This window comes from Streptococcus mitis (assembly GCF_022137125.1).
GTDB classification, from domain to species: Bacteria; Bacillota; Bacilli; order Lactobacillales; family Streptococcaceae; genus Streptococcus; species Streptococcus mitis_CE.
The window spans coordinates 1-24834 of sequence record NZ_JAKNEQ010000012.1; the positions used below are offsets into that span (position 1 = coordinate 1).

General features: G+C 41.8%; 26 protein-coding genes. 24 read left to right on the forward strand and 2 right to left on the reverse strand.

The window, feature by feature from the left end:
• The 16 genes from L0P31_RS09040 to whiA form a co-directional block, all read left to right on the forward strand.
• A partial coding sequence (locus tag L0P31_RS09040) for an LPXTG cell wall anchor domain-containing protein (RefSeq protein ID WP_238096605.1) occupies positions 1-541 on the forward strand: 541 nt, incomplete at its 5' end.
• Between the two features lie 496 nt (positions 542-1037).
• On the forward strand, positions 1038-1796 hold the full coding sequence (locus L0P31_RS09045) for a class I SAM-dependent methyltransferase (RefSeq protein WP_238096607.1): 759 nt from the start codon (positions 1038-1040) through the stop codon (positions 1794-1796).
• A gap of 85 nt (positions 1797-1881) precedes the next feature.
• Entirely contained in the window at positions 1882-2394 is a 513-nt protein-coding gene (locus tag L0P31_RS09050) for an adenine phosphoribosyltransferase (RefSeq protein ID WP_001049320.1), read from the forward strand.
• 334 nt (positions 2395-2728) lie between these two features.
• Positions 2729-3673, forward strand: coding sequence for a homoserine O-acetyltransferase MetA (gene metA / locus L0P31_RS09055; RefSeq protein WP_238096609.1), 945 nt, complete (start codon positions 2729-2731; stop codon positions 3671-3673).
• A gap of 8 nt (positions 3674-3681) precedes the next feature.
• Positions 3682-4359 (forward strand): DnaD domain-containing protein, encoded by a 678-nt coding sequence (locus L0P31_RS09060; RefSeq protein ID WP_238096611.1) that lies wholly within the window; start codon positions 3682-3684, stop codon positions 4357-4359.
• A 97-nt stretch (positions 4360-4456) separates the two neighbouring features.
• Positions 4457-5215, forward strand: coding sequence for a triose-phosphate isomerase (gene tpiA, locus L0P31_RS09065; protein WP_238096613.1), 759 nt, complete (start codon positions 4457-4459; stop codon positions 5213-5215).
• 33 nt (positions 5216-5248) lie between these two features.
• On the forward strand, positions 5249-6784 hold the full coding sequence (gene lytC, locus L0P31_RS09070; RefSeq protein WP_238096616.1) for a GH25 family lysozyme: 1536 nt from the start codon (positions 5249-5251) through the stop codon (positions 6782-6784).
• 231 nt (positions 6785-7015) lie between these two features.
• Entirely contained in the window at positions 7016-7534 is a 519-nt protein-coding gene (locus L0P31_RS09075; protein ID WP_045612105.1) for a Dps family protein, read from the forward strand.
• A gap of 131 nt (positions 7535-7665) precedes the next feature.
• A complete protein-coding gene (locus L0P31_RS09080; protein ID WP_238096618.1) occupies positions 7666-8172 on the forward strand; it encodes a dihydrofolate reductase in 507 nt (168 codons plus the stop codon).
• Positions 8172-8342 carry a hypothetical protein gene (locus tag L0P31_RS09085; protein WP_238096621.1) on the forward strand — a complete coding sequence of 57 codons (171 nt, stop codon included), beginning with the start codon at positions 8172-8174 and terminating at the stop codon, positions 8340-8342. Before L0P31_RS09080 ends, L0P31_RS09085 begins: the two co-directional genes overlap by 1 nt.
• Before the next feature lie 36 nt (positions 8343-8378).
• Positions 8379-9611 carry an ATP-dependent Clp protease ATP-binding subunit ClpX gene (clpX, locus tag L0P31_RS09090; RefSeq protein ID WP_025169664.1) on the forward strand — a complete coding sequence of 411 codons (1233 nt, stop codon included), beginning with the start codon at positions 8379-8381 and terminating at the stop codon, positions 9609-9611.
• Positions 9612-9619: 8 nt separating this feature from the next.
• Positions 9620-10207, forward strand: coding sequence for a ribosome biogenesis GTP-binding protein YihA/YsxC (gene yihA / locus L0P31_RS09095; RefSeq protein WP_000422605.1), 588 nt, complete (start codon positions 9620-9622; stop codon positions 10205-10207).
• Between the two features lie 10 nt (positions 10208-10217).
• Positions 10218-10598 carry a RidA family protein gene (locus L0P31_RS09100; protein ID WP_001140420.1) on the forward strand — a complete coding sequence of 127 codons (381 nt, stop codon included), beginning with the start codon at positions 10218-10220 and terminating at the stop codon, positions 10596-10598.
• 51 nt (positions 10599-10649) lie between these two features.
• Positions 10650-11540, forward strand: coding sequence for an RNase adapter RapZ (gene rapZ / locus L0P31_RS09105; protein WP_042750784.1), 891 nt, complete (start codon positions 10650-10652; stop codon positions 11538-11540).
• The gene (locus L0P31_RS09110) at positions 11537-12514 is read left to right on the forward strand and encodes a YvcK family protein (RefSeq protein WP_001231080.1); all 978 of its coding nucleotides are present in this window, start codon (positions 11537-11539) and stop codon (positions 12512-12514) included. Before rapZ ends, L0P31_RS09110 begins: the two co-directional genes overlap by 4 nt.
• Positions 12511-13422 carry a DNA-binding protein WhiA gene (gene whiA, locus L0P31_RS09115; protein WP_004262315.1) on the forward strand — a complete coding sequence of 304 codons (912 nt, stop codon included), beginning with the start codon at positions 12511-12513 and terminating at the stop codon, positions 13420-13422. The genes L0P31_RS09110 and whiA overlap by 4 nt, the downstream gene beginning before the upstream one ends.
• A 423-nt stretch (positions 13423-13845) precedes the next feature.
• Here the strand turns inward: whiA and L0P31_RS09120 are convergent, their stop codons facing one another.
• Positions 13846-14814: an NAD(P)/FAD-dependent oxidoreductase gene (locus L0P31_RS09120; protein ID WP_033685400.1), complete on the reverse strand. Its 969-nt coding sequence runs from the start codon at positions 14812-14814 to the stop codon at positions 13846-13848.
• Between the two features lie 137 nt (positions 14815-14951).
• Between L0P31_RS09120 and cdaA the strand changes: the two genes are divergently transcribed.
• The 8 genes from cdaA to L0P31_RS09160 all read left to right on the forward strand — a co-directional run bounded on the left by cdaA (position 14952) and on the right by L0P31_RS09160 (position 23470).
• Positions 14952-15809, forward strand: coding sequence for a diadenylate cyclase CdaA (cdaA, locus tag L0P31_RS09125; protein ID WP_049499708.1), 858 nt, complete (start codon positions 14952-14954; stop codon positions 15807-15809).
• Positions 15796-16575, forward strand: a complete 780-nt coding sequence (locus L0P31_RS09130; protein ID WP_049499706.1) for a CdaR family protein — start codon at positions 15796-15798, stop codon at positions 16573-16575. Before cdaA ends, L0P31_RS09130 begins: the two co-directional genes overlap by 14 nt.
• Before the next feature lie 24 nt (positions 16576-16599).
• Positions 16600-17952 carry a phosphoglucosamine mutase gene (glmM, locus tag L0P31_RS09135; protein WP_049499705.1) on the forward strand — a complete coding sequence of 451 codons (1353 nt, stop codon included), beginning with the start codon at positions 16600-16602 and terminating at the stop codon, positions 17950-17952.
• Positions 17953-18025: 73 nt separating this feature from the next.
• Positions 18026-18400: a DUF1149 family protein gene (locus L0P31_RS09140; RefSeq protein ID WP_001050081.1), complete on the forward strand. Its 375-nt coding sequence runs from the start codon at positions 18026-18028 to the stop codon at positions 18398-18400.
• A 1-nt stretch (position 18401) separates the two neighbouring features.
• Positions 18402-19250, forward strand: coding sequence for a DegV family protein (locus L0P31_RS09145; protein ID WP_049499703.1), 849 nt, complete (start codon positions 18402-18404; stop codon positions 19248-19250).
• 388 nt (positions 19251-19638) lie between these two features.
• A complete protein-coding gene (dapB, locus tag L0P31_RS09150) occupies positions 19639-20406 on the forward strand; it encodes a 4-hydroxy-tetrahydrodipicolinate reductase (RefSeq protein ID WP_238096624.1) in 768 nt (255 codons plus the stop codon).
• On the forward strand, positions 20403-21602 hold the full coding sequence (locus L0P31_RS09155) for a CCA tRNA nucleotidyltransferase (RefSeq protein WP_337926987.1): 1200 nt from the start codon (positions 20403-20405) through the stop codon (positions 21600-21602). Before dapB ends, L0P31_RS09155 begins: the two co-directional genes overlap by 4 nt.
• Positions 21599-23470, forward strand: coding sequence for an ABC-F family ATP-binding cassette domain-containing protein (locus tag L0P31_RS09160; RefSeq protein WP_238096626.1), 1872 nt, complete (start codon positions 21599-21601; stop codon positions 23468-23470). The genes L0P31_RS09155 and L0P31_RS09160 overlap by 4 nt, the downstream gene beginning before the upstream one ends.
• 36 nt (positions 23471-23506) lie before the next feature.
• Here L0P31_RS09160 and mntE read toward each other — a convergent pair whose 3' ends face one another.
• Positions 23507-24691 (reverse strand): CDF family manganese efflux transporter MntE, encoded by a 1185-nt coding sequence (gene mntE / locus L0P31_RS09165; RefSeq protein WP_004257881.1) that lies wholly within the window; start codon positions 24689-24691, stop codon positions 23507-23509.
• Between the last annotated feature and the right edge of the window lie 143 nt (positions 24692-24834).

The following is a 24834-nucleotide window of genomic DNA, read 5'->3' on the forward strand; positions in this document are numbered from 1 at the left end:
GAAAGATATCCCAGGCTACCGCTTTGTAGAAACTAAACCACTTCCAAATGGAGATGTCGAGCATGTTTATGAAAAAGTAACACCACCAGCTCCAACACCTTCACCTGTTCCTCAACCAAATCCAGATAAGCAAAATACAACTACTTGGACTGATGAGAATGGAAATCCATTGAAACCAACTGAGCCAGGCTCTAAAGAATCAGGAACAATTTCAGGTTACGAATATGTGAAGACTGTGACAAATCCAAATGGAAGTATCAGACATATCTTCAGAAAAGTCCAAACTCCAACACCAGTTGAACCAAGTCAACCAGTACAACCGGTAGAGCCAGTAACTCCAGCAATGCCTGAACAGCCAGCTAAACCAGAAGTACCAGCAACTCCAGCACAACCAGTAGAACCAACAGCAGTGAAAGAAGCTGAAGGTAAACGCGAATTGCCAAATACTGGTACAGAAGACCATGCTAGCCTAGCAGCACTTGGACTTCTCGGAGTATTGAGCGGATTTGGTCTTGTAGCCCGCAAGAAGAAAGAAGACTAATCTTTCTAATTGACATGATTTGTTTGCAATGAACAGATCTGTTTAAACCTGATGAATCATTCGATTCATCAGGTTTTTTCGGCTCTTTGTCAACTGTAGTGGGTTGAAGAAAAGCTAAGATCGAGAAAGGACGAATTTTGTCCTTTCTTTTTTTGAGTATAACAGCCATGTCGTTCATCTGAGATGTAAGTACTCCGTGGTTACCATCTACTAGTGAACCTATATGAGTAAACTACGTGAGCAATTGATACTCTTCAAAAATCTCTTCAAACTACGTCATCGTCGGCTTGTCGTACTCAAGTACTGCCTGCGCCTAGCTTTCTAGTTTGCTCTTTGATTTTTATTGAGTATGAATTCGAACTAGAGAGGTAATAATAAATTTATGCTATAGTCATGGTGGCTTGTATGCTTTTGATTCTAGTTCATCAAATAATAGATTAGAATTATTAGATAATATTATTTTATGTTATAATGAAGAAAAAACAGAGGTGTTCAAATGTCAGAAGCAGGTCATAAGTTTTTAGCAAAATTGGGGAAAAAACGCTTACGTCCAGGTGGAAAACGTGCCACAGATTGGTTAATTGCAGAAGGAGGATTTTCAAAAGAAAAGAGAATACTAGAAGTTGCGTGTAATAGGGGAACTACAGCAATTGAGTTGGCACAGCGTTTTGGTTGTAAGATAACTGCTGTTGATATGGATGCTCAAGCTTTAGAAGTGGCTAAAAAATCTGCTGAAACGGCAGGTGTTGGTCATTTGATCAGTTTTGAAAGAGCTAATGCAATGAAACTTCCTTATGAAGATGCTAGTTTTGATATTGTTATAAATGAAGCTATGCTGACTATGCAAGCCGATCAAGCTAAGAAAAAATGTGTAATGGAGTATCTAAGGGTTTTAAAACCTGAAGGTCTTCTTTTGACACATGATGTACTTCTTAAGGAAGCTAAAGAGTCTGTCAGACAGGAATTGTCACAAGCAATTAATGTAAATGTAGGTCCTTTAACTCAAGATGGTTGGGAAGATGTGATGATAGAATCAGGTTATCGTGATGTGAAAGTATTGACTGGTGAAATGACATTAATGAAATTATCAGGTATGATTTATGACGAAGGTTGGCTAGGAACTTTGAAAATTTGTGTAAATGCTTGTAAAAAGGAGAATAGAAAGCAGTTTTTAACTATGTATAAAATGTTCGCTAAGAATAAAAAGAACTTGGGCTTTATTGCTATGGCTAGTTATAAATCGTCAAATCGTTAGATAATCATTGAAGTTAACTTTTCCTTTTTTCTTTCTTAAAAAATATGCTATAATAGAGAGTAAAAACTTTGAAAGAAAGAAAAAGATGAATTTAAAAGATTATATTGCAACAATTGAAAATTATCCTAAGGAAGGTATTACTTTCCGTGATATTAGTCCTTTGATGGCTGATGGAAATGCTTATAGCTACGCTGTTCGTGAAATCGTTCAGTATGCTACTGACAAGAAAATTGATATGGTTGTAGGACCTGAGGCCCGTGGCTTTATCGTGGGCTGTCCAGTTGCCTTCGAGTTGGGAATTGGTTTTGCCCCTGTTCGTAAGCCAGGAAAATTGCCACGCGAAGTCATTTCTGCTGACTATGAAAAAGAGTACGGTGTTGATACCTTGACTATGCATGCTGATGCCATTAAGCCAGGTCAACGAGTTCTTATCGTGGATGACCTCTTGGCAACAGGTGGAACTGTTAAGGCAACTATCGAGATGATTGAAAAACTTGGTGGTGTTGTAGCAGGCTGTGCCTTCCTTGTTGAATTGGATGAATTGAACGGCCGTGAAAAAATCGGTGACTACGATTACAAGGTTCTTATGCATTATTAATCAAAAACAGTCCCTAGGGCTGTTTTCTCTACATTAGGATATAAAAATAGACTATAGCTAGTTAGAGAAAAACTATAATTGAAAACTATATCTTCTTGCAGTATAATAAAAGGACTAAGTGTTTGAGATTTAGTTTCATACTCAATGAAAATCAAAGAGCAAACTAGGAAACTAGCCGCAGGTTGCTCAAAACACTGTTTTGAGGTTGTAGATGGAACTGACGTAGTCAGTATCCTACACATACGGCAAGGCAACGTTGACGCGGTTTGAAGAGATTTTCGAAGAGTTTCAAACATATGCAATGATTCCTGAAAAGTACAGTTAGGAGAAGGTTATGCCGATTCGAATTGATAAAAAATTGCCAGCTGTTGAGATTTTACGGACAGAGAATATCTTTGTCATGGATGATCAACGTGCGGCCCACCAAGATATCCGTCCCTTGAAGATTTTAATTTTAAATCTCATGCCACAAAAAATGGTCACAGAAACCCAGTTATTGCGCCATTTGGCTAATACGCCCCTACAACTGGATATCGATTTTCTCTATATGGAGAGCCATCGTTCTAAAACAACTCGTTCAGAGCACATGGAGACCTTTTATAAAACTTTTCCTGAAGTCAAGGATGAATATTTTGATGGGATGATTATCACGGGTGCTCCAGTTGAGCATTTACCATTTGAGGAAGTGGACTATTGGGAGGAATTTACCCAGGTGCTTGAGTGGTCTAAGACTCATGTCTATTCGACCCTTCATATCTGTTGGGGTGCTCAGGCGGGACTCTATCTGCGCTATGGAGTGGAAAAATACCAGATGGACAGTAAGTTATCAGGTATTTTTCCTCAGGATACTTTAAAAGAAGGGCACCTTCTCTTTAGAGGCTTTGACGATAGCTATGTATCCCCTCATTCACGGCACACGGAGATTTCTAAGGAAGAGGTCTTAAACAAAACCAATCTTGAGATTTTATCAGAAGGACCTCAGGTTGGGGTTTCGATTTTGGCCAGTCGTGATTTGCGAGAAATTTATAGTTTTGGGCATTTGGAATATGATCGTGATACCTTGGCAAAAGAGTATTTCCGAGATCGTGATGCAGGTTTGGACCCACATATTCCAGAAAATTACTTTAAGGATGATGATGTCAACCAGACACCTTGCCTTTGTTGGTCTTCATCAGCAGCCCTCTTTTTCAGTAACTGGGTGAACTATGCGGTCTATCAGGAAACGCCTTTTGACTGGAGAAAAATAGAAGATGATGCATCCGCATTTGGGTATTTATAAGAGGAATTATGACATATTTAGACGCTTTTAAATCAGGGAACTTGGTTTTACCAAGTGCCCTGCTCTTGCATTTTAAAGAACTCTTTCCTTCTAGCGACGATTTTCTGGTTTGGCAATTTTTCTATTTGCAAAATACGACAGGTTTGGATGAAATGTCGCCAAGCCAGATTGCTGAAAGGATTGGCAAGGAAATTTCGGATGTCAATCAGGCTATTTCCAATCTGACGGAGAGAGGACTACTTCAGTATCGAACCATCGAATTGAATGGCGAAATCGAATTGCTTTTTGATGCTAGTTTGGCTTTGGAACGTTTGGATAATTTGCTTGGAGCAGCTCATTCAAGTTCAGACCAGTTGACACCTCAAAACCAGCTCAAGGAGTTGGTAGAAACCTTCCAGCAGGAGTTGGGGCGCTTGTTGACTCCTTTTGAGATTGAGGATTTGACCAAGACTCTTAAGGAAGATGGGACCAGTGCTGACTTGATCAAGGAAGCTCTTCGTGAAGCTGTTTTGAATGGAAAACCAAACTGGAAGTACATTCAGGCGATTTTGAGAAATTGGCGCCATGAAGGTATTAAAAGTGTGGCTCAAATAGAGGCCAAGCGGGCAGAAAGAGAAGCAAGCAATCCTCAGTTGACACAGGTATCGGCAGATTTTAGAAATGCCATGGATCTTTGGAAGGATTAATAGTTGGAAGCAGGCTTGAAATCCGAGTAAGATTTGCAAGCTGTGTCTAATTGTGATAAAATAAATAGAAAATAAATTGAAAAAAGAGGTATGTGAAATGTCACGTAAACCATTTATCGCTGGTAACTGGAAAATGAACAAAAATCCAGAAGAAGCTAAAGCATTTGTTGAAGCAGTCGCATCAAAACTTCCTTCATCAGACCTTGTTGAAGCAGGTATCGCTGCTCCAGCTCTTGATTTGACAGCTGTTCTTGCTGCTGCTAAAGGTTCAAACCTTAAAGTTGCTGCTCAAAACTGCTACTTTGAAAATGCAGGTGCTTTCACTGGTGAAACTAGCCCACAAGTTTTGAAAGAAATCGGTACTGACTACGTTGTTATCGGTCACTCAGAACGCCGTGACTACTTCCATGAAACTGACGAAGATATCAACAAAAAAGCAAAAGCAATCTTTGCAAACGGTATGCTTCCAATCATCTGTTGTGGTGAGTCACTTGAAACTTACGAAGCTGGTAAAGCTGCTGAGTTTGTAGGTGCTCAAGTTTCTGCTGCATTGGCTGGATTGACAGCTGAACAAGTTGCTGCATCAGTTATCGCTTACGAGCCAATCTGGGCTATCGGTACTGGTAAATCAGCTTCACAAGATGATGCACAAAAAATGTGTAAAGTTGTTCGTGACGTTGTAGCTACTGACTTTGGTCAAGAAGTTGCGGACAAAGTTCGTGTTCAATACGGTGGTTCTGTTAAACCTGAAAACGTTGCTTCATACATGGCTTGCCCAGACGTTGACGGTGCCCTTGTTGGTGGTGCGTCACTTGAAGCTGAAAGCTTCTTGGCATTGCTTGACTTTGTAAAATAATCAGTAGCAAAAGCTAGGTGGAACAGCATTCAGATGTCTGTTCCATTTTTTATAGGAGAGGAAAGATTGAAAACAAAGATTGGAAAAATTGGATTAGCAAGTATCTGCTTACTAGGATTTGCAACTAGCCAGGTCGCTGCAAATGAAGCTGAGGCAAAAGCATCTACGGAAGAAAGCAGTGTTCAAACTTCTTATAGCCAGAAAACAGAGAAGAAAGAAGAGACTAAGGAGACTCTAGCTAGCAGTCAGAGGCAAGAAAGTAAGCCAACTTCAACATCAGCACACTGGGAAGGCGACTTTTATGTGAAGGCAGATGGTTCAAAAGCTAAGAGTGAGTGGATTTTTGATAACTACTATAAGGCTTGGTTTTATATTAAGTCAGACGGTCGTTATGCTCAAAATGAGTGGCAGGGCAATTACTACCTAAAATCAGGTGGTTATATGGCTAAGGATGAATGGGTTTATGATAACGCCTATAAGAATTGGTTTTACCTGAAGTCCGATGGCTCTTATGCTAACCAAGAATGGCATTCTGTTGGAGGTAAATGGTACTATTTTAAGAAATGGGGCTATTTAGCTAAAAGCCAATGGCAAGGAAATTATTTCTTGAATGGTCAAGGTGCCATGATGCAAAACGAATGGCTGTATGACCCAGCTTATGCTTCTTATTTCTACCTTAAGTCAGATGGTTCTTATGCTAATGAACAGTGGCAAAAGATTGATGGCAAGTGGTATTACTTTAAGAAGTGGGGCTACATGGCCAAAGATGAGTGGCATGGAAATTACTATCTTACTGAAAGTGGTGCTATGGCGACTGGTGAATTAGTCATGAATGATGCTCGCTATATTTTTTCTGACTCAGGTGAGTTAAAAGAAAAGAAAGACTTGAATGTCGGTTGGGTTTATCGAAATGGACACCGTTACTTCTTTAACCATCGTGAAGAACAGGTTGGAACAGACCGAGCTAAGAAGGTTATTGATGTCAGTGAACATAATGGCCACATTAGTGATTGGAAAAAGGTCATCCAGGAAAATGGAGTTGATGGTGTTATTGTTCGCTTGGGATATAGTGGTGCAGAAGATAAGGAATTGGCTCATAATATACAAGAATTTAATCGTTTGGGCATTCCTTATGGTGTCTATCTTTATACTTATGCAGAGAATGAAACAGATGCTGAGAACGATGCCAAACAGACTATTGAACTCTTGAAGAAATATAAGATGAACCTGTCTTACCCTATCTATTATGATGTTGAGAACTGGGAATATGTCAATAAGACCAAGAGAGCTCCGACCGACACAGCTACTTGGGTTAAAATTATCAATAAGTATATGGAAACCATGAAGCATGCTGGTTACCAAAACGTGAAAGTTTATAGCTATCGTCAACTTTTGCAAACTCGTTTGAATCATCCTGATATTTTACAACATGTAAACTGGGTTGCAGCTTATACGGATGCGCTTGATTGGAATAATCCTCATTATTCAGGAGAAAAAGGATGGCAATATACTTCATCTGACTCTCTTAAAGGGATTCGAGGACGTGTGGATGTTAGCGTCTGGTATTAAGATGTAAAACTGAGAAAAGAGTGTACATTTGTATGCTCTTTTCTTTATTTTATCTCTGTTAAGAGAGATTGAAAGTGACTGGGTTTCATTCTAAAAAATTCTTAAATTATCAGTCTATTGCAACTTTTCTCATGTGAGTCATTTGGCTTGCTATTCGTTTTTCTTAGTAGTATACTAAGGTAGTAAGCATTGAGAAGTGGTTACAAAAAATAATGAATGAGGTAAAATAAAATGGTAGAATTGAAAAAAGAAGCAGTAAAAGACGTAACATCATTAACAAAAGCAGCACCAGTAGCATTGGCAAAAACAAAGGAAGTATTGAACCAAGCTGTTGCTGATTTGTATGTAGCTCACGTTGCTTTGCACCAAGTACACTGGTACATGCGCGGTCGTGGTTTTCTTGTGTGGCATCCAAAAATGGATGAATACATGGACAGCCTTGATGGCTATCTTGACGAAATCAGCGAACGTTTGATTACACTTGGTGGCAGCCCATTCTCTACTTTGACAGAATTCCTTCAACATAGTGAAATCGAAGAAGAAGCTGGTGAATACCGTAATGTTGAAGAAAGCTTGGAACGTGTCCTAGATGTTTATCGTTATCTCATCACTCTGTTCCAAAAAGCTTTGGATGTTACTGATGAAGAAGGTGATGATGTGACAAACGATATCTTTGTTGGTGCTAAAGCTGAACTTGAGAAAACAGTCTGGATGCTTGCGGCAGAATTAGGACAAGCACCTGGTTTGTAAGAAATAGAATAATCATATAAAAATCTGTAGGATGCCTCTTACGGATTTTTTTCTATTCTGTAAGCTATTCCAAACCAGTCTTTTTTTGAGTTTTTTGATAAAATAGTACTATCAGTGAAAAGGATGGAAGCATGACTAAGAAAATTGTAGCTATTTGGGCCCAGGATGAAGAGGGTGTGATTGGTAAGGACAATCGTCTGCCTTGGCATTTGCCAGCAGAATTGCAACACTTCAAAGAAACAACTCTGAATCATGCCATCTTGATGGGGCGCGTGACCTTTGATGGAATGGGGCGTCGCTTGCTTCCAAAACGGGAGACCCTGATTTTGACTCGTAATCCAGAAGAAAAGATAGAAGGGGTTGCTACTTTTTATGATGTCCAGTCTGTCTTGGACTGGTATCAGGCTCAAGAAAAGAATCTCTATATTATCGGTGGGAAGCAAATTTTTCAGGCTTTTGAACCCTATTTGGATGAAGTAATTGTCACTCAAATCCATGCTCGGGTGGAGGGAGATACCTATTTCCCTGAGGAGTTTGATTTGTCTCTTTTTGAGACGGTTTCAAGCAAATCTTATACCAAAGATGAGAAAAATCCTTATGATTTTACCATCCAATACCGCAAGAGAAAGGAAGTCTAATGGAACGTAGTATATTTGGTTTTTTCACAGCTTTGCTGTGTTTGGTCTGTTTGCTTGCTGGAGCACAGGCTTTTCGTAAAAAACGCTATGGACTTTCTGTCCTGCTCTGGTTAAATGCCTTTACCAATTTGGTCAATAGTATCCATGCTTTTTACATGACCTTATTTTAGATAGAATGACAGTATAGAATAGAACGGAAGGAAATCATGCCTACAACTAGGAATAATGATATGATGGTTTATTGCTCATTTTGTGGCAAAAGTCAAGAAGAAGTACAAAAAATAATCGCTGGTAACAACGCCTTTATCTGTAATGAATGTGTGGAGTTAGCCCAGGAAATCATTCGGGAGGAATTGGCTGAGGAAGTCTTGGCAGACTTGTCAGAAGTTCCAAAACCCATCGAACTCCTCCATATCTTGAACCACTACGTAATCGGTCAAGATCGTGCCAAACGTGCCTTGGCAGTAGCAGTTTACAATCACTACAAACGCATCAATTTCCACGATACGCGTGAAGAGTCAGAAGATGTGGATTTGCAAAAGTCAAACATCTTGATGATTGGCCCAACTGGTTCAGGGAAAACTTTCCTTGCTCAGACCTTGGCTAAGAGCTTGAATGTGCCTTTTGCCATTGCGGATGCGACAGCTCTTACTGAGGCTGGTTATGTGGGTGAGGACGTGGAAAATATCCTTCTCAAACTCTTGCAGGCTGCTGACTTTAACATTGAACGTGCAGAGCGTGGCATTATCTATGTGGATGAAATTGACAAGATTGCCAAGAAGAGTGAGAATGTGTCAATTACACGCGACGTTTCGGGTGAAGGGGTGCAACAAGCCCTTCTCAAGATTATTGAGGGAACTGTAGCTAGCGTACCGCCTCAAGGTGGACGTAAACATCCACAACAAGAAATGATTCAAGTGGATACCAAAAATATCCTCTTCATCGTGGGTGGTGCCTTTGATGGTATTGAAGAAATTGTTAAACAGCGTTTGGGTGAAAAAGTTATTGGCTTTGGTCAAAACAACAAAGCAATTGACGAAAACAGCTCATACATGCAAGAAATCATCGCAGAAGACATTCAAAAATTCGGTATTATCCCTGAATTGATTGGACGCTTGCCTGTCTTTGCAGCTCTTGAGCAATTGACTGTTGATGACTTGGTTCGTATCTTGAAAGAGCCAAGAAATGCCTTGGTCAAACAATACCAAACCTTGCTTTCTTATGATGATGTCGAGTTGGAATTTGACGACGAAGCCCTTCAAGAGATTGCCAATAAAGCCATCGAACGCAAGACAGGGGCGCGTGGACTTCGCTCCATTATCGAAGAAACCATGCTAGATGTCATGTTTGAAGTGCCGAGTCAGGAAAATGTGAAATTGGTTCGCATCACAAAAGAAGCTGTCGATGGAACGGATAAACCAATCCTAGAAACAGCCTAGAGGTGACTATGGAACTTAATACACACAATGCTGAAATCTTGCTCAGTGCAGCCAACAAGTCTCATTATCCGCAGGATGAACTACCAGAGATTGCCCTAGCAGGGCGTTCAAATGTTGGTAAGTCTAGCTTTATCAACACCATGCTGAATCGTAAGAATCTAGCTCGTACATCAGGAAAACCTGGTAAAACCCAGCTTCTCAACTTCTTTAATATCGATGATAAGATGCGTTTTGTGGATGTGCCTGGTTATGGTTATGCCCGTGTTTCCAAAAAGGAACGTGAAAAGTGGGGGCGCATGATTGAGGAGTATCTAACGACTCGGGAAAATCTTCGTGCAGTGGTCAGTCTAGTTGACCTTCGTCATGACCCGTCAGCAGATGATGTGCAGATGTACGAATTTCTCAAGTATTATGAGATTCCGGTTATTATCGTTGCGACCAAGGCGGACAAGATTCCTCGTGGTAAATGGAACAAGCACGAATCAGCAATCAAAAAGAAATTAAACTTTGACCCAAGTGACGACTTTATCCTCTTTTCATCTGTCAGCAAGGCAGGGATGGATGAGGCTTGGGATGCAATCTTAGAAAAATTGTGAGGAAAAGAAAATGGCAAAAACAATTCATACAGATAAAGCTCCAAAGGCTATCGGACCATATGTTCAAGGAAAAATCGTTGGCAACCTTTTGTTTGCTAGTGGTCAAGTTCCTCTCTCTCCTGAAACTGGGGAAATCGTTGGAGAAACGATCCAAGAACAGACAGAACAAGTCTTGAAAAACATCGGTGCTATTTTGGCAGAAGCAGGAACAGATTTTGACCATGTTGTCAAAACAACTTGCTTCTTGAGCGATATGAATGACTTTGTTCCTTTTAACGAGGTTTACCAAACGGCCTTTAAAGAGGAATTTCCAGCTCGTTCAGCTGTGGAAGTAGCTCGTCTTCCTCGTGATGTAAAAGTCGAAATTGAAGTCATCGCAGAGATTGGATAAGCTAGTTGAAGTTTGGTGTTGCCAAACTTCTTTTGATATAAGGAGAGATAGATGACAAAGAAACAACTTCACTTGGTGATTGTGACAGGAATGAGTGGTGCAGGAAAAACTGTGGCTATTCAGTCCTTCGAGGATCTAGGTTATTTCACTATTGATAATATGCCGCCAGCCCTCTTGCCTAAATTTTTACAGTTGGTGGAAACAAAGGAAGACGACCATAAGTTGGCCTTGGTGGTGGATATGCGTAGTCGTTCTTTCTTCTCAGAGATTCAAACTGTTTTGGATGAGTTGGAAAACAAGGAAGAACTGGACTTTAAAATTCTCTTTTTGGATGCAGCTGACAAGGAATTGGTCGCTCGTTACAAGGAAACCAGACGAAGTCACCCACTAGCTGCAGACGGACGGATTTTGGATGGAATCAAGCTAGAGCGTGAACTCTTGGCACCACTGAAAAACATGAGCCAAAATGTCGTGGATACGACAGAACTCACCCCTCGTGAGTTGCGTAAAACCCTTGCAGAGCAGTTTTCAGATCAAGAGCAAGCCCAGTCTTTCCGTATCGAAGTCATGTCTTTTGGCTTTAAATATGGAATCCCTATTGATGCGGATTTAGTCTTTGATGTGCGCTTTTTGCCAAATCCCTACTACCTACCAGAACTGAGAAACCAAACGGGTGTGGATGAACCAGTTTATGACTATGTCATGAATCATCCTGAGTCAGAAGATTTTTATCAACATTTGTTGGCCTTGATTGAGCCAATTTTGCCAAGTTACCAAAAGGAAGGGAAGTCCGTTTTGACCATTGCCATGGGCTGTACAGGAGGACAACACCGTAGTGTGGCCTTTGCTAAACGCTTGGCGCAGGACTTATCCAAGAATTGGCCTGTTAATGAAGGGCACCGTGACAAAGACCGAAGAAAGGAAACGGTAAACCGTTCATGAGAAAACCAAAGATAACGGTGATTGGTGGAGGAACTGGGATTCCTGTCATTCTAAAAAGCCTGCGGGAAAAAGATGTGGAAATCGCTGCTATCGTAACGGTGGCGGATGATGGTGGTTCTTCAGGTGAACTCAGAAAAAATATGCAGCAGTTGACACCGCCAGGCGATCTCCGCAATGTCCTTGTAGCCATGTCAGATATGCCAAAATTTTATGAAAAGGTCTTTCAGTATCGCTTCTCTGAGGATGCGGGAGCCTTTGCTGGCCATCCATTGGGTAATCTCATCATTGCTGGCCTGTCAGAAATGCAGGGTTCGACCTATAATGCCATGCAGTTATTGAGCAAATTTTTCCATACAACTGGGAAGATTTATCCTTCCAGTGACCATCCTTTGACCCTGCACGCAGTCTTTCAGGATGGGACAGAAGTGGCTGGAGAGAGCCATATTGCAGACCATCCAGGCATGATTGACCATGTCTATGTGACCAATACCCTTAACGATGATACGCCTCTGGCTAGCCGTCGAGTGGTGCAGACCATTCTTGAAAGTGACATGATTGTCCTCGGACCTGGTTCTCTCTTTACCTCTATTTTGCCCAATATTGTAATTAAGGAAATCGGGCAGGCGCTTTTGGAAACCAAGGCAGAAATCGCCTATGTCTGCAATATCATGACCCAACGTGGGGAGACGGAACACTTTACAGATAGTGACCACGTGGAGGTCTTGCATCGTCACCTTGGTCGACCTTTTATCGATACTGTCTTGGTGAATATTGAAAAAGTGCCTCAGGAATACATGAATTCCAACCGTTTTGATGAATACTTGGTGCAGGTGGAACATGATTTTACTGGTCTTTGTAAGCAAGTTCCGCGCGTGATTTCATCCAACTTCCTTCGTCTGGAAAATGGAGGCGCCTTCCACGATGGGGATTTGATTGTGGATGAATTGATGCGGATTATACAGGTGAGAAAATGAGTTTCACAGTAGCAGTAAAAGAAGAAATCCTAGGTCAGCACCATCTGAGCCGGCATGAATTATCTGCCATTATCAAGATGTCTGGCAGTATCGGTCTCTCGACTTCGGGCCTGACCTTGTCTGTCGTGACAGAAAATGCCAAACTGGCTCGCCACCTCTATGAGTCCTTTCTCCATTTCTATGAAATCAAATCGGAAATCCGACACCACCAAAGAAGTAATCTTCGTAAGAATCGGGTCTATACCGTTTTTACAGATGAAAAGGTGCAGGACCTTCTGAGTGATTTGCACTTGGCAGATTCCTTTTTTGGCCTAGAAACAGGTATTGATGAGGAGATTTTATCAGACGAGGAAGCAGGTCGTGCCTATCTCTGTGGTGCTTTTTTGGCAAATGGTAGCATTCGTGACCCTGAGTCAGGTAAGTACCAGTTGGAAATCAGTTCTGTTTATTTGGACCACGCGCAAGGGATTGCCTCACTTCTCCAGCAATTTTTACTGGATGCCAAGGTGCTTGAGCGTAAGAAGGGGGCAGTGACCTACCTCCAGCGAGCTGAAGATATTATGGACTTCTTGATTGTCATCGGAGCCATGCAGGCGCGTGATGATTTTGAGCGGGTTAAGATTTTGCGAGAAACTCGTAACGACCTCAATCGGGCCAATAATGCCGAGACAGCCAATATCGCTCGGACAGTTTCTGCCAGCATGAAGACCATCAACAATATCAGTAAAATCAAAGATATCATGGGCCTAGAAAATCTACCAGTAGATTTGCAGGAGGTAGCGCAGTTGCGAATTCAGCACCCAGATTACTCTATCCAGCAGTTAGCAGATAGTCTCAGCACTCCTCTGACCAAAAGTGGTGTTAACCACAGACTCAGAAAAATCAATAAGATAGCCGATGAGTTATAAAGATATAAAACACCTCTTTCTTGACAATTAAATAGAGTATGTGAGATAATAAAGGGGAATTGAGAAGTTCTAGCATTTTAGTGCTAACAGAAATCCCCTCGGTACTGCAATACTGAGGGGATTTTTTTCTAGGTTAGATAGCACTAACCAGGAAGGTTACTTGTCGAAGTGATCGTCTAACCAACGAGTCACCAGCCATGAGATGATACTCTCGATGACTGCGATAAGTACTATTTTGAGAAGTTCTAGCATCTGTAATACCTCCTTTTCCAAGGCGTATTGTTAGTGCCGTCCCTATTATATCACATGTTTTATCAGTTTGATAGGCATTTTTATTTTTGTTAAAGAAGGGGGAAATATGAGCTAACAAATTAGCCGATGAACTATAAAACCACGAATCCTATGTGACTCGTGGTTCTTTTTCTATAAACTAGTAGAGTGTTTTGGTTGTACTTTTTGTTCTGGGTCGATGTAGTTAATGGCATTGTTAACAGCGGTTGGTGCTTCTCCAAGCCCTGTCGCAATCAGATCAATTTTTCCGTCATAGTAGCAACAGTCACCGATAGCATAGATACCTGCTTGGCTAGATTCTTGCTTGCTATTGACGATAATCTTGTGACGGTTGAGGTCCAGACCCCAGTTTTTAAGGTTACCAACAGAAGATTTGAAACCATAGTTGACAAAGAGGTGGTCTAGGTCAATAGTTTCTGTTTCATCAGATTTGACTTTTGTGATTTCAAGTTTATCGAGTATTTTTCCATCTCCAAGGAGTTGGCTAGGGACGAATGGTGTCTTGATGATCACAGAAGATTCCTGCAAAGCTTGGACACTGTGTTCCAAGGCGCGGAAATTATCTCTGCGGTGAACAAGGGTAGTTGGTGCAATTTTTTCAAAAGCCAAAGCCCAATCCACAGCCGAGTCTCCTCCACCAAGAATCGTCACTTTCTTACCAGCATATTGCTGGATGTTGGAAACGTGGTAGTGGATATTTTCATAGTCTTCAACGCCTTCTAGTTCCAGAGGACGTGGTTTGAAGGCACCGCCCCCCATAGCGATGATAACAGTTTTAGACAGGTGACTTCCTTTAGAAGTTGTAATTACAAAGCCTTCTTCTTGTTTTTCAATCTCAAGAACCGTTTCATTGAGATGAATAGGGGTATCAAAGCCGTTTAACTGTTCAATCAAGCGGTTGGTCAACTCTTCTCCAGTTAGGTTTGGGAAACCTGGTACGTCTAGGATTTCCTTTTCAGGGTAGAGAATAGCAGGTTGTCCACCTAGTTGGGGAAGAGAGTCGATGATTTGGACCTTGGCTTGGCGTAGGTGGGCATAGAAGGCCGCAAAAAGCCCGACAGGACCACCACCTACAATGGTAATATCATAGAGTTGAGACATGGTTTCTCCTTTGTTTTTTCTAGTCAGTTTATTTTATCATATTTTTCCTTAATTTAAAATGAAGTAGGATAGGGAAAAAAATGCCAGAAAAATGGTATAATAGAAAGGAACGTGTTTGGACAGAGAGGAGACAGCAGATGAACTTTCAACAATTATCCAATCTGCAATATTGGACTAGCTTGTTTTCTAGTCCTTGGAGTATTGCCATCAATCTGTTTGATATTTTGATTGTGGCCTATATTTTATATCGTTTTACAAAAGCGATAGCTGGCACCAAGATTATGATTTTGGTGCGTGGGGTCGTGATCTTTGTATTAGCCCAGGTTGTGGCCAATATCCTTGATTTAACAACGATTTCTTGGTTGATTAATCAGATTATCACCTATGGGGTTATTGCTGCGGTTGTTATCTTCTCTCCAGAGATTCGGACTGGTTTGGAACGCTTGGGAAGGGCGACAGATTTCTTTTCTACTGCTCAAATTAGTGCAGAGGAGCAAATGATTCGTGCCTTTGTCAAGTCGGTTGAATATATGAGTCCCCGTAAGATTGGTGCTCTGGTTGCCATTCAACGAGTTCGGACCTTACAAGAATACATCGCGACAGGAATTCCCTTGGATGCCAAAATTTCGGCAGAACTCCTCATCAATATTTTTATTCCCAACACTCCTCTACACGATGGTGCTGTGATTATCAGAGAAAATCGAATAGCAGTAACCTCTGCCTATCTGCCCTTGACAGAAAGCACAGGGATTTCCAAGGAATTTGGGACCAGACACCGGGCGGCTATCGGTTTATCAGAAGTGTCCGATGCCTTGACCTTTATCGTCTCAGAGGAAACAGGTGGTATTTCTATTACCTACAATGGGGTTTTCAAGCATGATTTGACGATTGAAGAATTTGAAGCAGAGCTACGAGCAATTCTTTTGCCAGCTGTTGAGGAAAAAGTCAGTTTCAAGGACCGTTTGCTAGGAGGTTGGAAATATGAGAAAAAATAGTCTATATATCATCTCATCTCTTTTTTTTGCTTGTGTCTTATTTATCTATGCAACGTCAACCAACTTTCAAAATAGCAATACCGCAAGGCAGGTCAAATCAGAAACCTACACCAATACGATAACGAACGTTCCTATCGATATTCACTATGATGCTGACCAGTATTTTATTAGTGGATTTGCATCAGAAGTTTCAGTGGTATTAACCGGAGCTAATCGTGTGACCTTGGCCAGCGAAATGCAGGAGAGCACTCGTAAGTTTAAGGTAACTGCTGATTTGACGGATGCCAGTGTTGGAACGATTGAAGTTCCCTTGAACATTGAAAATCTTCCAAGCGGATTGACCGCTGTGGCAACGCCTCAAAAGATTACAGTGAAAGTTGGGAAGAAGGTTAAGCGAGATGGGATGATTGTTGTGCCACAAGTTGACCAAAGCCAGATTGATTCCAAGCTACAAATTGATAGTGTAACCGTGTCAAACGAACGAGTTTCTGTCACAACTGACCAAGAAACACTAGCTAAAATTGATCGTATTATTGCGCTTTTACCAACTAGCGAACGCATAACAGGCAATTACAGTGGTTCAGTACCTTTGCAGGCAATCGACCGTAATGGTGTTGTCTTACCAGCAGTTATTACTCCGTTCGACACAACAATGAAGGTGATTACAAAACCAGTAGCACCAAGTGCAAGCACATCAAATTCAACTACAAGCAGTTCGTCAGAGACATCTTCGTCAACGAAAGCAACTAGTTCAAAAACGAATTAAAAATAGAAAAAGGATATTATAAAAATGGGTAAATATTTTGGGACTGATGGAGTCCGTGGAGAAGCTAACGTAGAACTAACACCAGAATTGGCCTTCAAACTAGGACGTTTTGGAGGCTATGTTCTTAGTCAACATGAAACGGAAGCACCGAAAGTCTTTGTAGGACGTGACACACGTATTTCAGGGGAAATGCTAGAATCTGCTTTGGTGGCAGGTCTCCTCTCTGTAGGGATTCACGTCTACAAACTTGGTGTCCTTGCAACACCAGCAGTAGCTTACTTGGTAAAAACTGAGGGAGCCAGTGCAGGTGTCATGATTTCTGCCAGCCACAACCCAGCCCTTGATAATGGAATTAAGTTCTTTGGCGGTGATGGCTTCAAACTAGATGATGAAAAAGAAGCAGAAATTGAAGCCTTGCTAGACGCTGCGGAAGATACTCTTCCTCGTCCAAGTGCAGAAGGCTTGGGAACCTTGGTAGATTATCCAGAAGGCTTGCGTAAGTATGAAGGATATCTTGTTTCAACTGGAACTCCTCTTGAAGGAATGAAGGTTGTCTTGGATACGGCCAATGGTGCAGCTTCTACAAGTGCCCGTCAAATCTTTGCAGATCTTGGCGCTCAATTGACGGTTATCGGGGAAACACCAGATGGTCTTAACATCAACCTTAATGTTGGTTCAACCCACCCAGAAGCTCTTCAAGAAGTGGTCAAAGAAAGCGAGTCAGCTATTGGTTTGGCCTTTGATGGGGACAGCGACCGCTTGATTGCTGTTGATGAAAATGGTGAGATCGTTGATGGTGACAAAATCATGTACATCATCGGGAAATACCTTTCTGAAAAAGGACAATTGGCCCAAAATACAATCGTGACAACTGTTATGTCTAACCTTGGTTTCCACAAGGCCTTGGACCGTGAAGGCATTAACAAGGCAGTCACTGCAGTTGGCGACCGCTACGTTGTTGAAGAAATGCGAAAATCAGGCTACAACCTCGGTGGTGAACAGTCTGGTCACGTCATCTTGATGGACTACAATACAACAGGTGACGGTCAATTATCAGCTGTTCAATTGACAAAAATCATGAAGGAAACTGGTAAGAGCCTGTCAGAGTTGGCAGCAAAAGTAACCATCTATCCACAAAAATTAGTCAATATCCGAGTGGAAAATGCTATGAAGGAAAAGGCTATGGAAGTGCCAGCTATCAAGGACATTATCGAGAAGATGGAAGCTGAAATGGCGGGGAATGGCCGTATCCTTGTTCGCCCAAGTGGAACAGAGCCTCTTTTGCGTGTTATGGCAGAAGCGCCTACAACAGAAGAAGTGGACTACTATGTTGATACCATCGCAGACGTAGTTCGAGCTGAAATCGGGATTGACTAAATCCTAGAAAACTAGATGAAAATAAAAAATTATGGTACAATAGCTTATAATATTGTAGCCGAGGGAGAAAGACATGAATCTTAAACGTGAACAAGAATTTGTTAGTCAGTATCATTTTGATGCGCGTAATTTTGAATGGGAAAATGAAAATGGAGCTCCTGAAACTAAGGTGGATGTGAACTTCCAATTAATTCAACATGACCAAGAAAATCAAGTGACTTCCTTGATTGTTGTCTTGAGTTTTATGATTGTATTTGATAAATTTGTCATCAGTGGAACCATTTCACAGGTGAACCATATCGATGGTCGTATTGTTAACGAACCAAGTGAATTGAACCAAGAAGAAGTGGAAACCTTGGCTCGTCCATGTTTGAATATGCTCAACCGTTTAACTTACGAAGTAACTGAAATTGCATTAGACTTACCAGGAATCAATTTGGAGTTCTAATATGAAATTAGCTGTTATCACAGATTCCTCTGCCTATCTCAGTGCAGATACCTTGCAAAGAGAAGATTTATTTGTTTTGGATATTCCTGTCAATATTGATGGTGAGGAGTATGTCGAAGGCATCAATCTGACTGCTGAGGAATTTTACCAAAAAATGGCTCAGGCCTCTGAATTGCCTAAGACCAGTCAACCAAGTATTGCCAAGTTAGATGAGATTCTAACTTCGCTCAAAGAACAAGGTTACACCCATGCTTTAGGGCTTTTCCTATCTTCTGGAATTTCAGGTTTTTACCAAAATATCCAGTATATGGTGGATGACTATGAGGGCTTAACCATTGCTTTTCCAGACACTTTGATCACAAGTGCTCCTCTGGGTATCATGGTTGAAAGTGTCTTTAACTGGCGAGACCAGGGCGATGACTTTGCCATTATTCAGGATAAGCTAGCTATTCAGATTAGTCACACATCTGCTTTCATCATGGTGGATGACTTGGACCACTTGGTTAAAGGGGGACGCCTTTCAAATGGAGCTGCGATTTTGGGCAATCTGCTAAGCATTAAGCCGATTCTTTATTTTAATGACCAAGGTGTGATTGAAGTGTACGAAAAAGTTCGTACTGAAAAGAAAGCAACCAAGCGTTTAATTGAGATTATCAAGGAAGCAACAGCTTCAGGCCAATACTGTATCATTGTCATTCACGGGAATGCTCCTGAAAAGGCTGAAGAATTGCGTCAGCACTTGCTAGATTCTGAAGTGGGTACGGATATTTCACTTGCTACATTTGGTAGTGTCATTGGAACACACCTAGGAGCAGGAAGTATTGCTCTGGGTTATATTCCAGTGATTTAGTTAGCACTTCTAGACTAGTTAAGAAGGCTTGTATCTTAGAAATTGAACACGGACTACCTGCCTCTTGAAAAAAGATGTCTGTCTTGCCTTTTGTGGAAAGTCAGCGCCATCCCATATTTTTCATGGGCAGCTAAGGTCCTTTGTATCTTGATAATTGAACACGCCTGGAATTCTGTGTGAAAAAGATAGGTCTTCCAAGGAGTATTTACTCCTTGATCAGAACTCCTATTTTCACGTTGTGCTCTTACAGGCTTTGTATCTTAGAAATTGAACACGGACTACCTGCCTCTTGAAAAAAGATGCCTGTCTTGCCTTTCATGGAAAGTCAGCGTCATTCCCTATTTTTCAAGGGCAGCTATCGTCCTTTGTATCTTAGTCAGGAGTAGAGATGAGTATTCGAGTAATTATTGCTGGTTTTAAGGGAAAGATGGGCCAAGCTGCTTGTCAGATGGTCTTGGCTGATTCAGACTTGGACTTGGTAGCAGTTTTGGCTCCCTTTGAGTCTGAGTCAGAATGGCAGGGAATTCCTGTTTTCAAGGATAAGGCTGATTTAGCAGGCTTTGAAGCGGATGTCTGGGTAGATTTTACTACTCCAACTGTTGCCTACGAAAATACACGTTTTGCTCTTGAAAATGGTTTTGCTCCAGTGGTTGGAACGACAGGCTTTACTAGTGAAGAAATTGCAGAACTAAAAGCATTTTCTCGTGAACAAAATTTGGGTGGCTTGATCGCTCCTAATTTTGCCTTAGGTGCTGTTTTACTCATGCAATTTGCGACGCAGGCTGCCAAATATTTCCCAAATGTGGAGATTATCGAGCTCCATCATGACAAGAAAAAGGATGCACCGAGTGGAACAGCTATTAAAACAGCTGAGTTAATGGCAGAAGTTCGAGAGTCTATCCAGCAGGGTGCAGCAGATGAGGAAGAATTGATTGCAGGTGCCCGTGGTGCTGACTTTGATGGCATGCGGATCCACTCAGTTCGTTTGCCAGGTTTGGTAGCCCATCAGGAAGTCATCTTTGGCAATCAAGGAGAAGGATTGACCCTCCGTCATGACTCCTATGATCGCAGCTCCTTCATGACAGGGGTGAATTTGGGAATTAAAGAAGTTGTCAAGCGTCATGAGCTTGTCTATGGATTAGAACACTTATTATGAGATTAACGCAAATGCCTTCTGAATTTCAGAAGGCTTTACCAGTATTAGAAAAAATTAAAGAAGCAGGTTTTGAGGCCTATTTTGTTGGGGGTTCTGTTCGAGATGCCCTCCTCAATCGTCCCATCCACGATGTGGACATTGCGACGTCTTCTTATCCAGAAGAGACCAAGCAGATTTTTCCGCGAACAGCCGATATCGGAATCGAGCATGGAACTGTCTTGGTCTTAGATGGGGACGAGGAATATGAGGTGACTACTTTTCGGACAGAAGATGTCTATGTGGACTATCGTAGACCTAGTGCGGTTTCTTTTGTTCGCTCGCTAGAAGAAGACCTCAAGCGCCGTGATTTTACAGTCAATGCCTTTGCCTTGGATGAGACAGGAGAAATCGTTGACTTGTTCCATGGTTTAGACGATTTGGAAAATCAAGTCTTGAGGGCGGTTGGAGTGGCAAGTGAGCGTTTCAACGAAGACGCTCTGCGGATTATGCGTGGCTTCCGTTTTCAGGCCAGTCTTGGCTTTGAACTGGAGTCAGAAACATTTAAAGCTATGAAAATTTTGACGCCACTTTTGGAGAAAATTTCTGTGGAGCGTACCTTCGTTGAGTTTGATAAACTCTTGCTGGCTCCATTTTGGAGAAGGGGTTTGGCTTCCATGATTGAGAGTCAAGCTTATGACTATCTCCCTGATATGGCAGCTAGCCAGGACGAGCTTAATAGACTGTTTGATTTGGAGACTGATTTCACCTTTAAATCCTCTGAACAAGCCTGGGCAGCTCTACTGTGGGCTTTGGAGATTGAAAATGCACAGCCATTTTTGAAGGCTTGGAAGACCTCACGTCAATTTGCCAAGCAGGTACAGGATTTACTGACTATTTTGGCCTTGCGTGAAAAGGGAGAATTGAGCAAGCGCGATTGTTATCGCTTTGACTTGGATTTACTTTTACAGGCTGAAAATCTTCGTCAGGCCCAAGGGAAACCAGTCAACCCACAAGCCATCACAGAAACCTATCAGAGTTTGACCATTCATGACAAGAAAGAAATTCAGATTAATGGTGGCATTTTGATTAAGGAATATGGCTATCAACCAGGCCCAGACTTGGGAGAGATTTTAACAGAGATTGAATATGCCATTGTCGATGGAGAATTGGAAAATGACCGTCAAGCCATCCATGCTTATCTGAGGGAGAAAAAATGAGTGATTTTATCGTTGAAAAACTAAGTAAATCCGTCGGTGATAAGACCGTTTTTAAGGATATTTCCTTTATCATCCATGACTTGGACAGAATTGGTTTAATCGGTGTTAATGGGACTGGCAAGACTACCCTTTTGGATGTCCTTTCTGGTGTTTCTGGCTTTGATGGGGATGTCAGTCCTTTTTCAGCTAAAAATGATTACCAGATTGGTTACTTGACTCAAGATCCTGATTTTGATGATAGCAAGACGGTCTTGGATACGGTCCTATCCAGCGACCTCAAGGAAATCCAGCTTATTCGTGAGTATGAGTTGATCATGCTCAACTACAGTGAGGATAAGCAGGCTCGTTTGGAACGGGTTATGGCAGAGATGGATTCTCTTCAAGCTTGGGAAATTGAGAGTCAGGTCAAGACCGTTCTCAGCAAGCTGGGGATTCAGGACTTATCCACTCCAGTTGGGGAATTATCAGGTGGCCTAAGAAGACGAGTCCAGTTGGCGCAAGTTTTACTTGGCAATCACGACCTCTTGCTTCTGGATGAGCCGACCAACCATTTGGATATTGCGACTATTGAGTGGCTGACCCTCTTTTTAAAAAATTCTAAGAAGACAGTTCTCTTTATCACTCACGATCGTTATTTCTTAGACGCTTTGTCAACACGGATTTTCGAGTTGGATCGCGCAGGCTTGACAGAGTATCAAGGGAATTATCAGGACTATGTTCGCCTTAAGGCGGAACAGGATGAACGCGATGCGGCTCTTCTCCACAAAAAGGAACAACTCTATAAGCAAGAATTGGCCTGGATGCGTAGACAACCGCAGGCGCGTGCGACCAAGCAACAGGCTCGTATCAATCGTTTCCACGACCTGAAAAAGGAAGTTTCAGGCGGCGTTGCTGAGACAGACTTGACTATGAACTTTGAAACCAGTCGGATTGGGAAGAAAGTCATCGAGTTTCAGGATGTTTCCTTTGCCTATGAAAACAAGCCTATTTTGCAAGATTTTAATCTCTTGGTGCAGGCTAAAGATCGTATTGGAATCGTTGGGGACAACGGTGTTGGAAAATCAACCCTGCTTAATCTGATTGCAGGCAGTCTTGAGCCGACAGCAGGACAAGTTGTGATTGGGGAAACAGTTCGCATCGCCTATTTTTCTCAACAAATTGAGGGCTTGGATGAAAGTAAGCGAGTTATCAATTACTTGCAGGAAGTGGCAGAAGAGGTCAAGACCAGTGGTGGTTCTACGACTTCGATTGCAGAGTTGCTGGAGCAGTTCCTTTTCCCACGTTCGACGCATGGAACCTTGATTGAGAAATTGTCTGGGGGAGAGAAAAAACGTCTTTATCTCCTCAAACTGCTCTTGGAAAAACCAAATGTTCTTCTCTTGGACGAACCGACAAATGACTTAGATATTGCGACCTTGACAGTTTTGGAGAATTTCTTGCAAGGATTTGCAGGACCTGTTTTGACAGTTAGCCACGACCGCTATTTCTTGGATAAGGTAGCGACCAAGATTCTCGCTTTTGAGGATGGCAAGATTCGTCCTTTTTTTGGTCATTATACCGATTACCTTGATGAAAAAGCCTTTGAAACAGAGTTGGTCAATCAGGTGCAAAAGGCCGAAAAGGAGAAAGTAGTCAAGGTTCGAGAAGACAAGAAACGCATGACCTACCAAGAAAAGCAGGAGTGGGCAAGTATTGAAGGTGATATTGAAGCCTTGGAAAACCGTATCGCTGCTATTGAAGAGGAAATGCAGGCCAACGGCTCTGACTTTGGCAAACTGGCTACTCTTCAGAAAGAGCTAGATGAGAAAAACGAAGCACTCCTTGAAAAATACGAACGCTATGAGTATCTAAGTGACTTTGATAGCTAGAAGAATAGAAAAATCCCGTCTCATGACAGGATTTCTCTATTCTTTTTTAGTTTCTTGATGAAAGATATTTTGCCAAGTTTCGTGGCGACGCCAGATACTGGTATGGACGATACCATCTAACTCATAGCAGATGAGTTTGGTCTTCTGACTGATGGAAGTGATCTGGATATCCTTGATAGCTGAATTCAAGTCTTTTTCGGCTTTATAGGCCTCTTTATCCATCTGATTTCCGTCTTGACGAATATAGACAAAATCGTCAGCCAAGAGTTCTTCCAGTTGATTTCCCTGATCAATCAATTGTTCGCGCATCAGCAATTTTTTATAGACATTGTCTAAAATTTCATCCTCAGGGATAGGTGCTGGCTCAATATGGACATCGGTATCAAAGACTCCAAAACGTTCCTCCAGCATAGACTCGACCTGATCCGCAATTTCATGGCTTTCAAAAACAGATAAGTCAGGATTCATTTCTAGCGTAATATCAAGGTAGATATTGCTACCGTAGGTACGACCTCTTTGAGACTTAACCTTGCTGATTTTGGGAATTTCCATGATGGCCTTTTGATAATCCTCAAGCAGACGGTCGTCAAAACCATCTGAAAGACTAAAGGAAGACTCGATAAAGATATCATAGGCAGTTTTCAAGATAAAGAAAGTGATGACGATGGCAACCAGTTTATCCACAATCGGATAATTAAAGCTGCTAGCCAGGATGGCAATGGTAGTACCAAGTGAGGTGACAGCATCAGAAAGATTGTCCTGGGCGGCAGCCTTCAGTGCTTTGGAGTTGGATTTCTTACTGAGGCGAGTGTTATAGAGATAAACCACAAACATAATCGCTGCAGAAATGATTCCTAGAGTGGCACCAAGAGGATCAATGACTGTTTCTTCACGACTGATAATCTTTTGAATGGTATCCCTCAGCACATCAAAGCCAACATAGAACATGATGATAGAAGTGACCAAGCTAGCCAAATCCTCAATCTTCCAGTGACCAAAACGGTGGTCTCGGTCAGCAGGTTGGCGCGCCATTCGAATCCCAATCAAGAGGGCTACATTTCCAATGATGTCGGACACGTTGTTAAAACCATCGGCTACCAAACTGGATGAATGAAGGAGATGTCCAGTAGCCAATTTTGCTGCAGACAAGAGCAGGTAGGTCGAAATACTGATAATGGCACCACGTTCCGCCAACTTGAGATTTGAAATAGATTGCTTCATTCAACTTCCTTTCTAGTCACATAGCATTCTACCATTATACTGGTTTTCAAGGGAAAATTCAAATAAGGCAGTTTTTACTCTTTGAAAACTTTTCAAAATTTGGTATAATAGTACTACTCAAGGGAGTAGCTGGCAGAAACCTG

Excerpts from the sequence above, each read along its gene's own strand:
- L0P31_RS09045 (WP_238096607.1), top strand. The coding sequence starts at position 1,038 with ATGTCAGAAGCAGGTCATAAGTTTTTAGCAAAATTGGGGAAAAAACGC.
- L0P31_RS09050 (WP_001049320.1), top strand. The coding sequence starts at position 1,882 with ATGAATTTAAAAGATTATATTGCAACAATTGAAAATTATCCTAAGGAA.
- metA (WP_238096609.1), top strand. The coding sequence starts at position 2,729 with ATGCCGATTCGAATTGATAAAAAATTGCCAGCTGTTGAGATTTTACGG.
- L0P31_RS09060 (WP_238096611.1), top strand. The coding sequence starts at position 3,682 with ATGACATATTTAGACGCTTTTAAATCAGGGAACTTGGTTTTACCAAGT.
- tpiA (WP_238096613.1), top strand. The coding sequence starts at position 4,457 with ATGTCACGTAAACCATTTATCGCTGGTAACTGGAAAATGAACAAAAAT.
- lytC (WP_238096616.1), top strand. The coding sequence starts at position 5,249 with ATGTCTGTTCCATTTTTTATAGGAGAGGAAAGATTGAAAACAAAGATT.
- L0P31_RS09075 (WP_045612105.1), top strand. The coding sequence starts at position 7,016 with ATGGTAGAATTGAAAAAAGAAGCAGTAAAAGACGTAACATCATTAACA.
- L0P31_RS09080 (WP_238096618.1), top strand. The coding sequence starts at position 7,666 with ATGACTAAGAAAATTGTAGCTATTTGGGCCCAGGATGAAGAGGGTGTG.
- L0P31_RS09085 (WP_238096621.1), top strand. The coding sequence starts at position 8,172 with ATGGAACGTAGTATATTTGGTTTTTTCACAGCTTTGCTGTGTTTGGTC.
- clpX (WP_025169664.1), top strand. The coding sequence starts at position 8,379 with ATGCCTACAACTAGGAATAATGATATGATGGTTTATTGCTCATTTTGT.
- yihA (WP_000422605.1), top strand. The coding sequence starts at position 9,620 with ATGGAACTTAATACACACAATGCTGAAATCTTGCTCAGTGCAGCCAAC.
- L0P31_RS09100 (WP_001140420.1), top strand. The coding sequence starts at position 10,218 with ATGGCAAAAACAATTCATACAGATAAAGCTCCAAAGGCTATCGGACCA.
- rapZ (WP_042750784.1), top strand. The coding sequence starts at position 10,650 with ATGACAAAGAAACAACTTCACTTGGTGATTGTGACAGGAATGAGTGGT.
- L0P31_RS09110 (WP_001231080.1), top strand. The coding sequence starts at position 11,537 with ATGAGAAAACCAAAGATAACGGTGATTGGTGGAGGAACTGGGATTCCT.
- whiA (WP_004262315.1), top strand. The coding sequence starts at position 12,511 with ATGAGTTTCACAGTAGCAGTAAAAGAAGAAATCCTAGGTCAGCACCAT.
- L0P31_RS09120 (WP_033685400.1), bottom strand. The coding sequence starts at position 14,814 with ATGTCTCAACTCTATGATATTACCATTGTAGGTGGTGGTCCTGTCGGG.
- cdaA (WP_049499708.1), top strand. The coding sequence starts at position 14,952 with ATGAACTTTCAACAATTATCCAATCTGCAATATTGGACTAGCTTGTTT.
- L0P31_RS09130 (WP_049499706.1), top strand. The coding sequence starts at position 15,796 with ATGAGAAAAAATAGTCTATATATCATCTCATCTCTTTTTTTTGCTTGT.
- glmM (WP_049499705.1), top strand. The coding sequence starts at position 16,600 with ATGGGTAAATATTTTGGGACTGATGGAGTCCGTGGAGAAGCTAACGTA.
- L0P31_RS09140 (WP_001050081.1), top strand. The coding sequence starts at position 18,026 with ATGAATCTTAAACGTGAACAAGAATTTGTTAGTCAGTATCATTTTGAT.
- L0P31_RS09145 (WP_049499703.1), top strand. The coding sequence starts at position 18,402 with ATGAAATTAGCTGTTATCACAGATTCCTCTGCCTATCTCAGTGCAGAT.
- dapB (WP_238096624.1), top strand. The coding sequence starts at position 19,639 with ATGAGTATTCGAGTAATTATTGCTGGTTTTAAGGGAAAGATGGGCCAA.
- L0P31_RS09155 (WP_337926987.1), top strand. The coding sequence starts at position 20,403 with ATGAGATTAACGCAAATGCCTTCTGAATTTCAGAAGGCTTTACCAGTA.
- L0P31_RS09160 (WP_238096626.1), top strand. The coding sequence starts at position 21,599 with ATGAGTGATTTTATCGTTGAAAAACTAAGTAAATCCGTCGGTGATAAG.
- mntE (WP_004257881.1), bottom strand. The coding sequence starts at position 24,691 with ATGAAGCAATCTATTTCAAATCTCAAGTTGGCGGAACGTGGTGCCATT.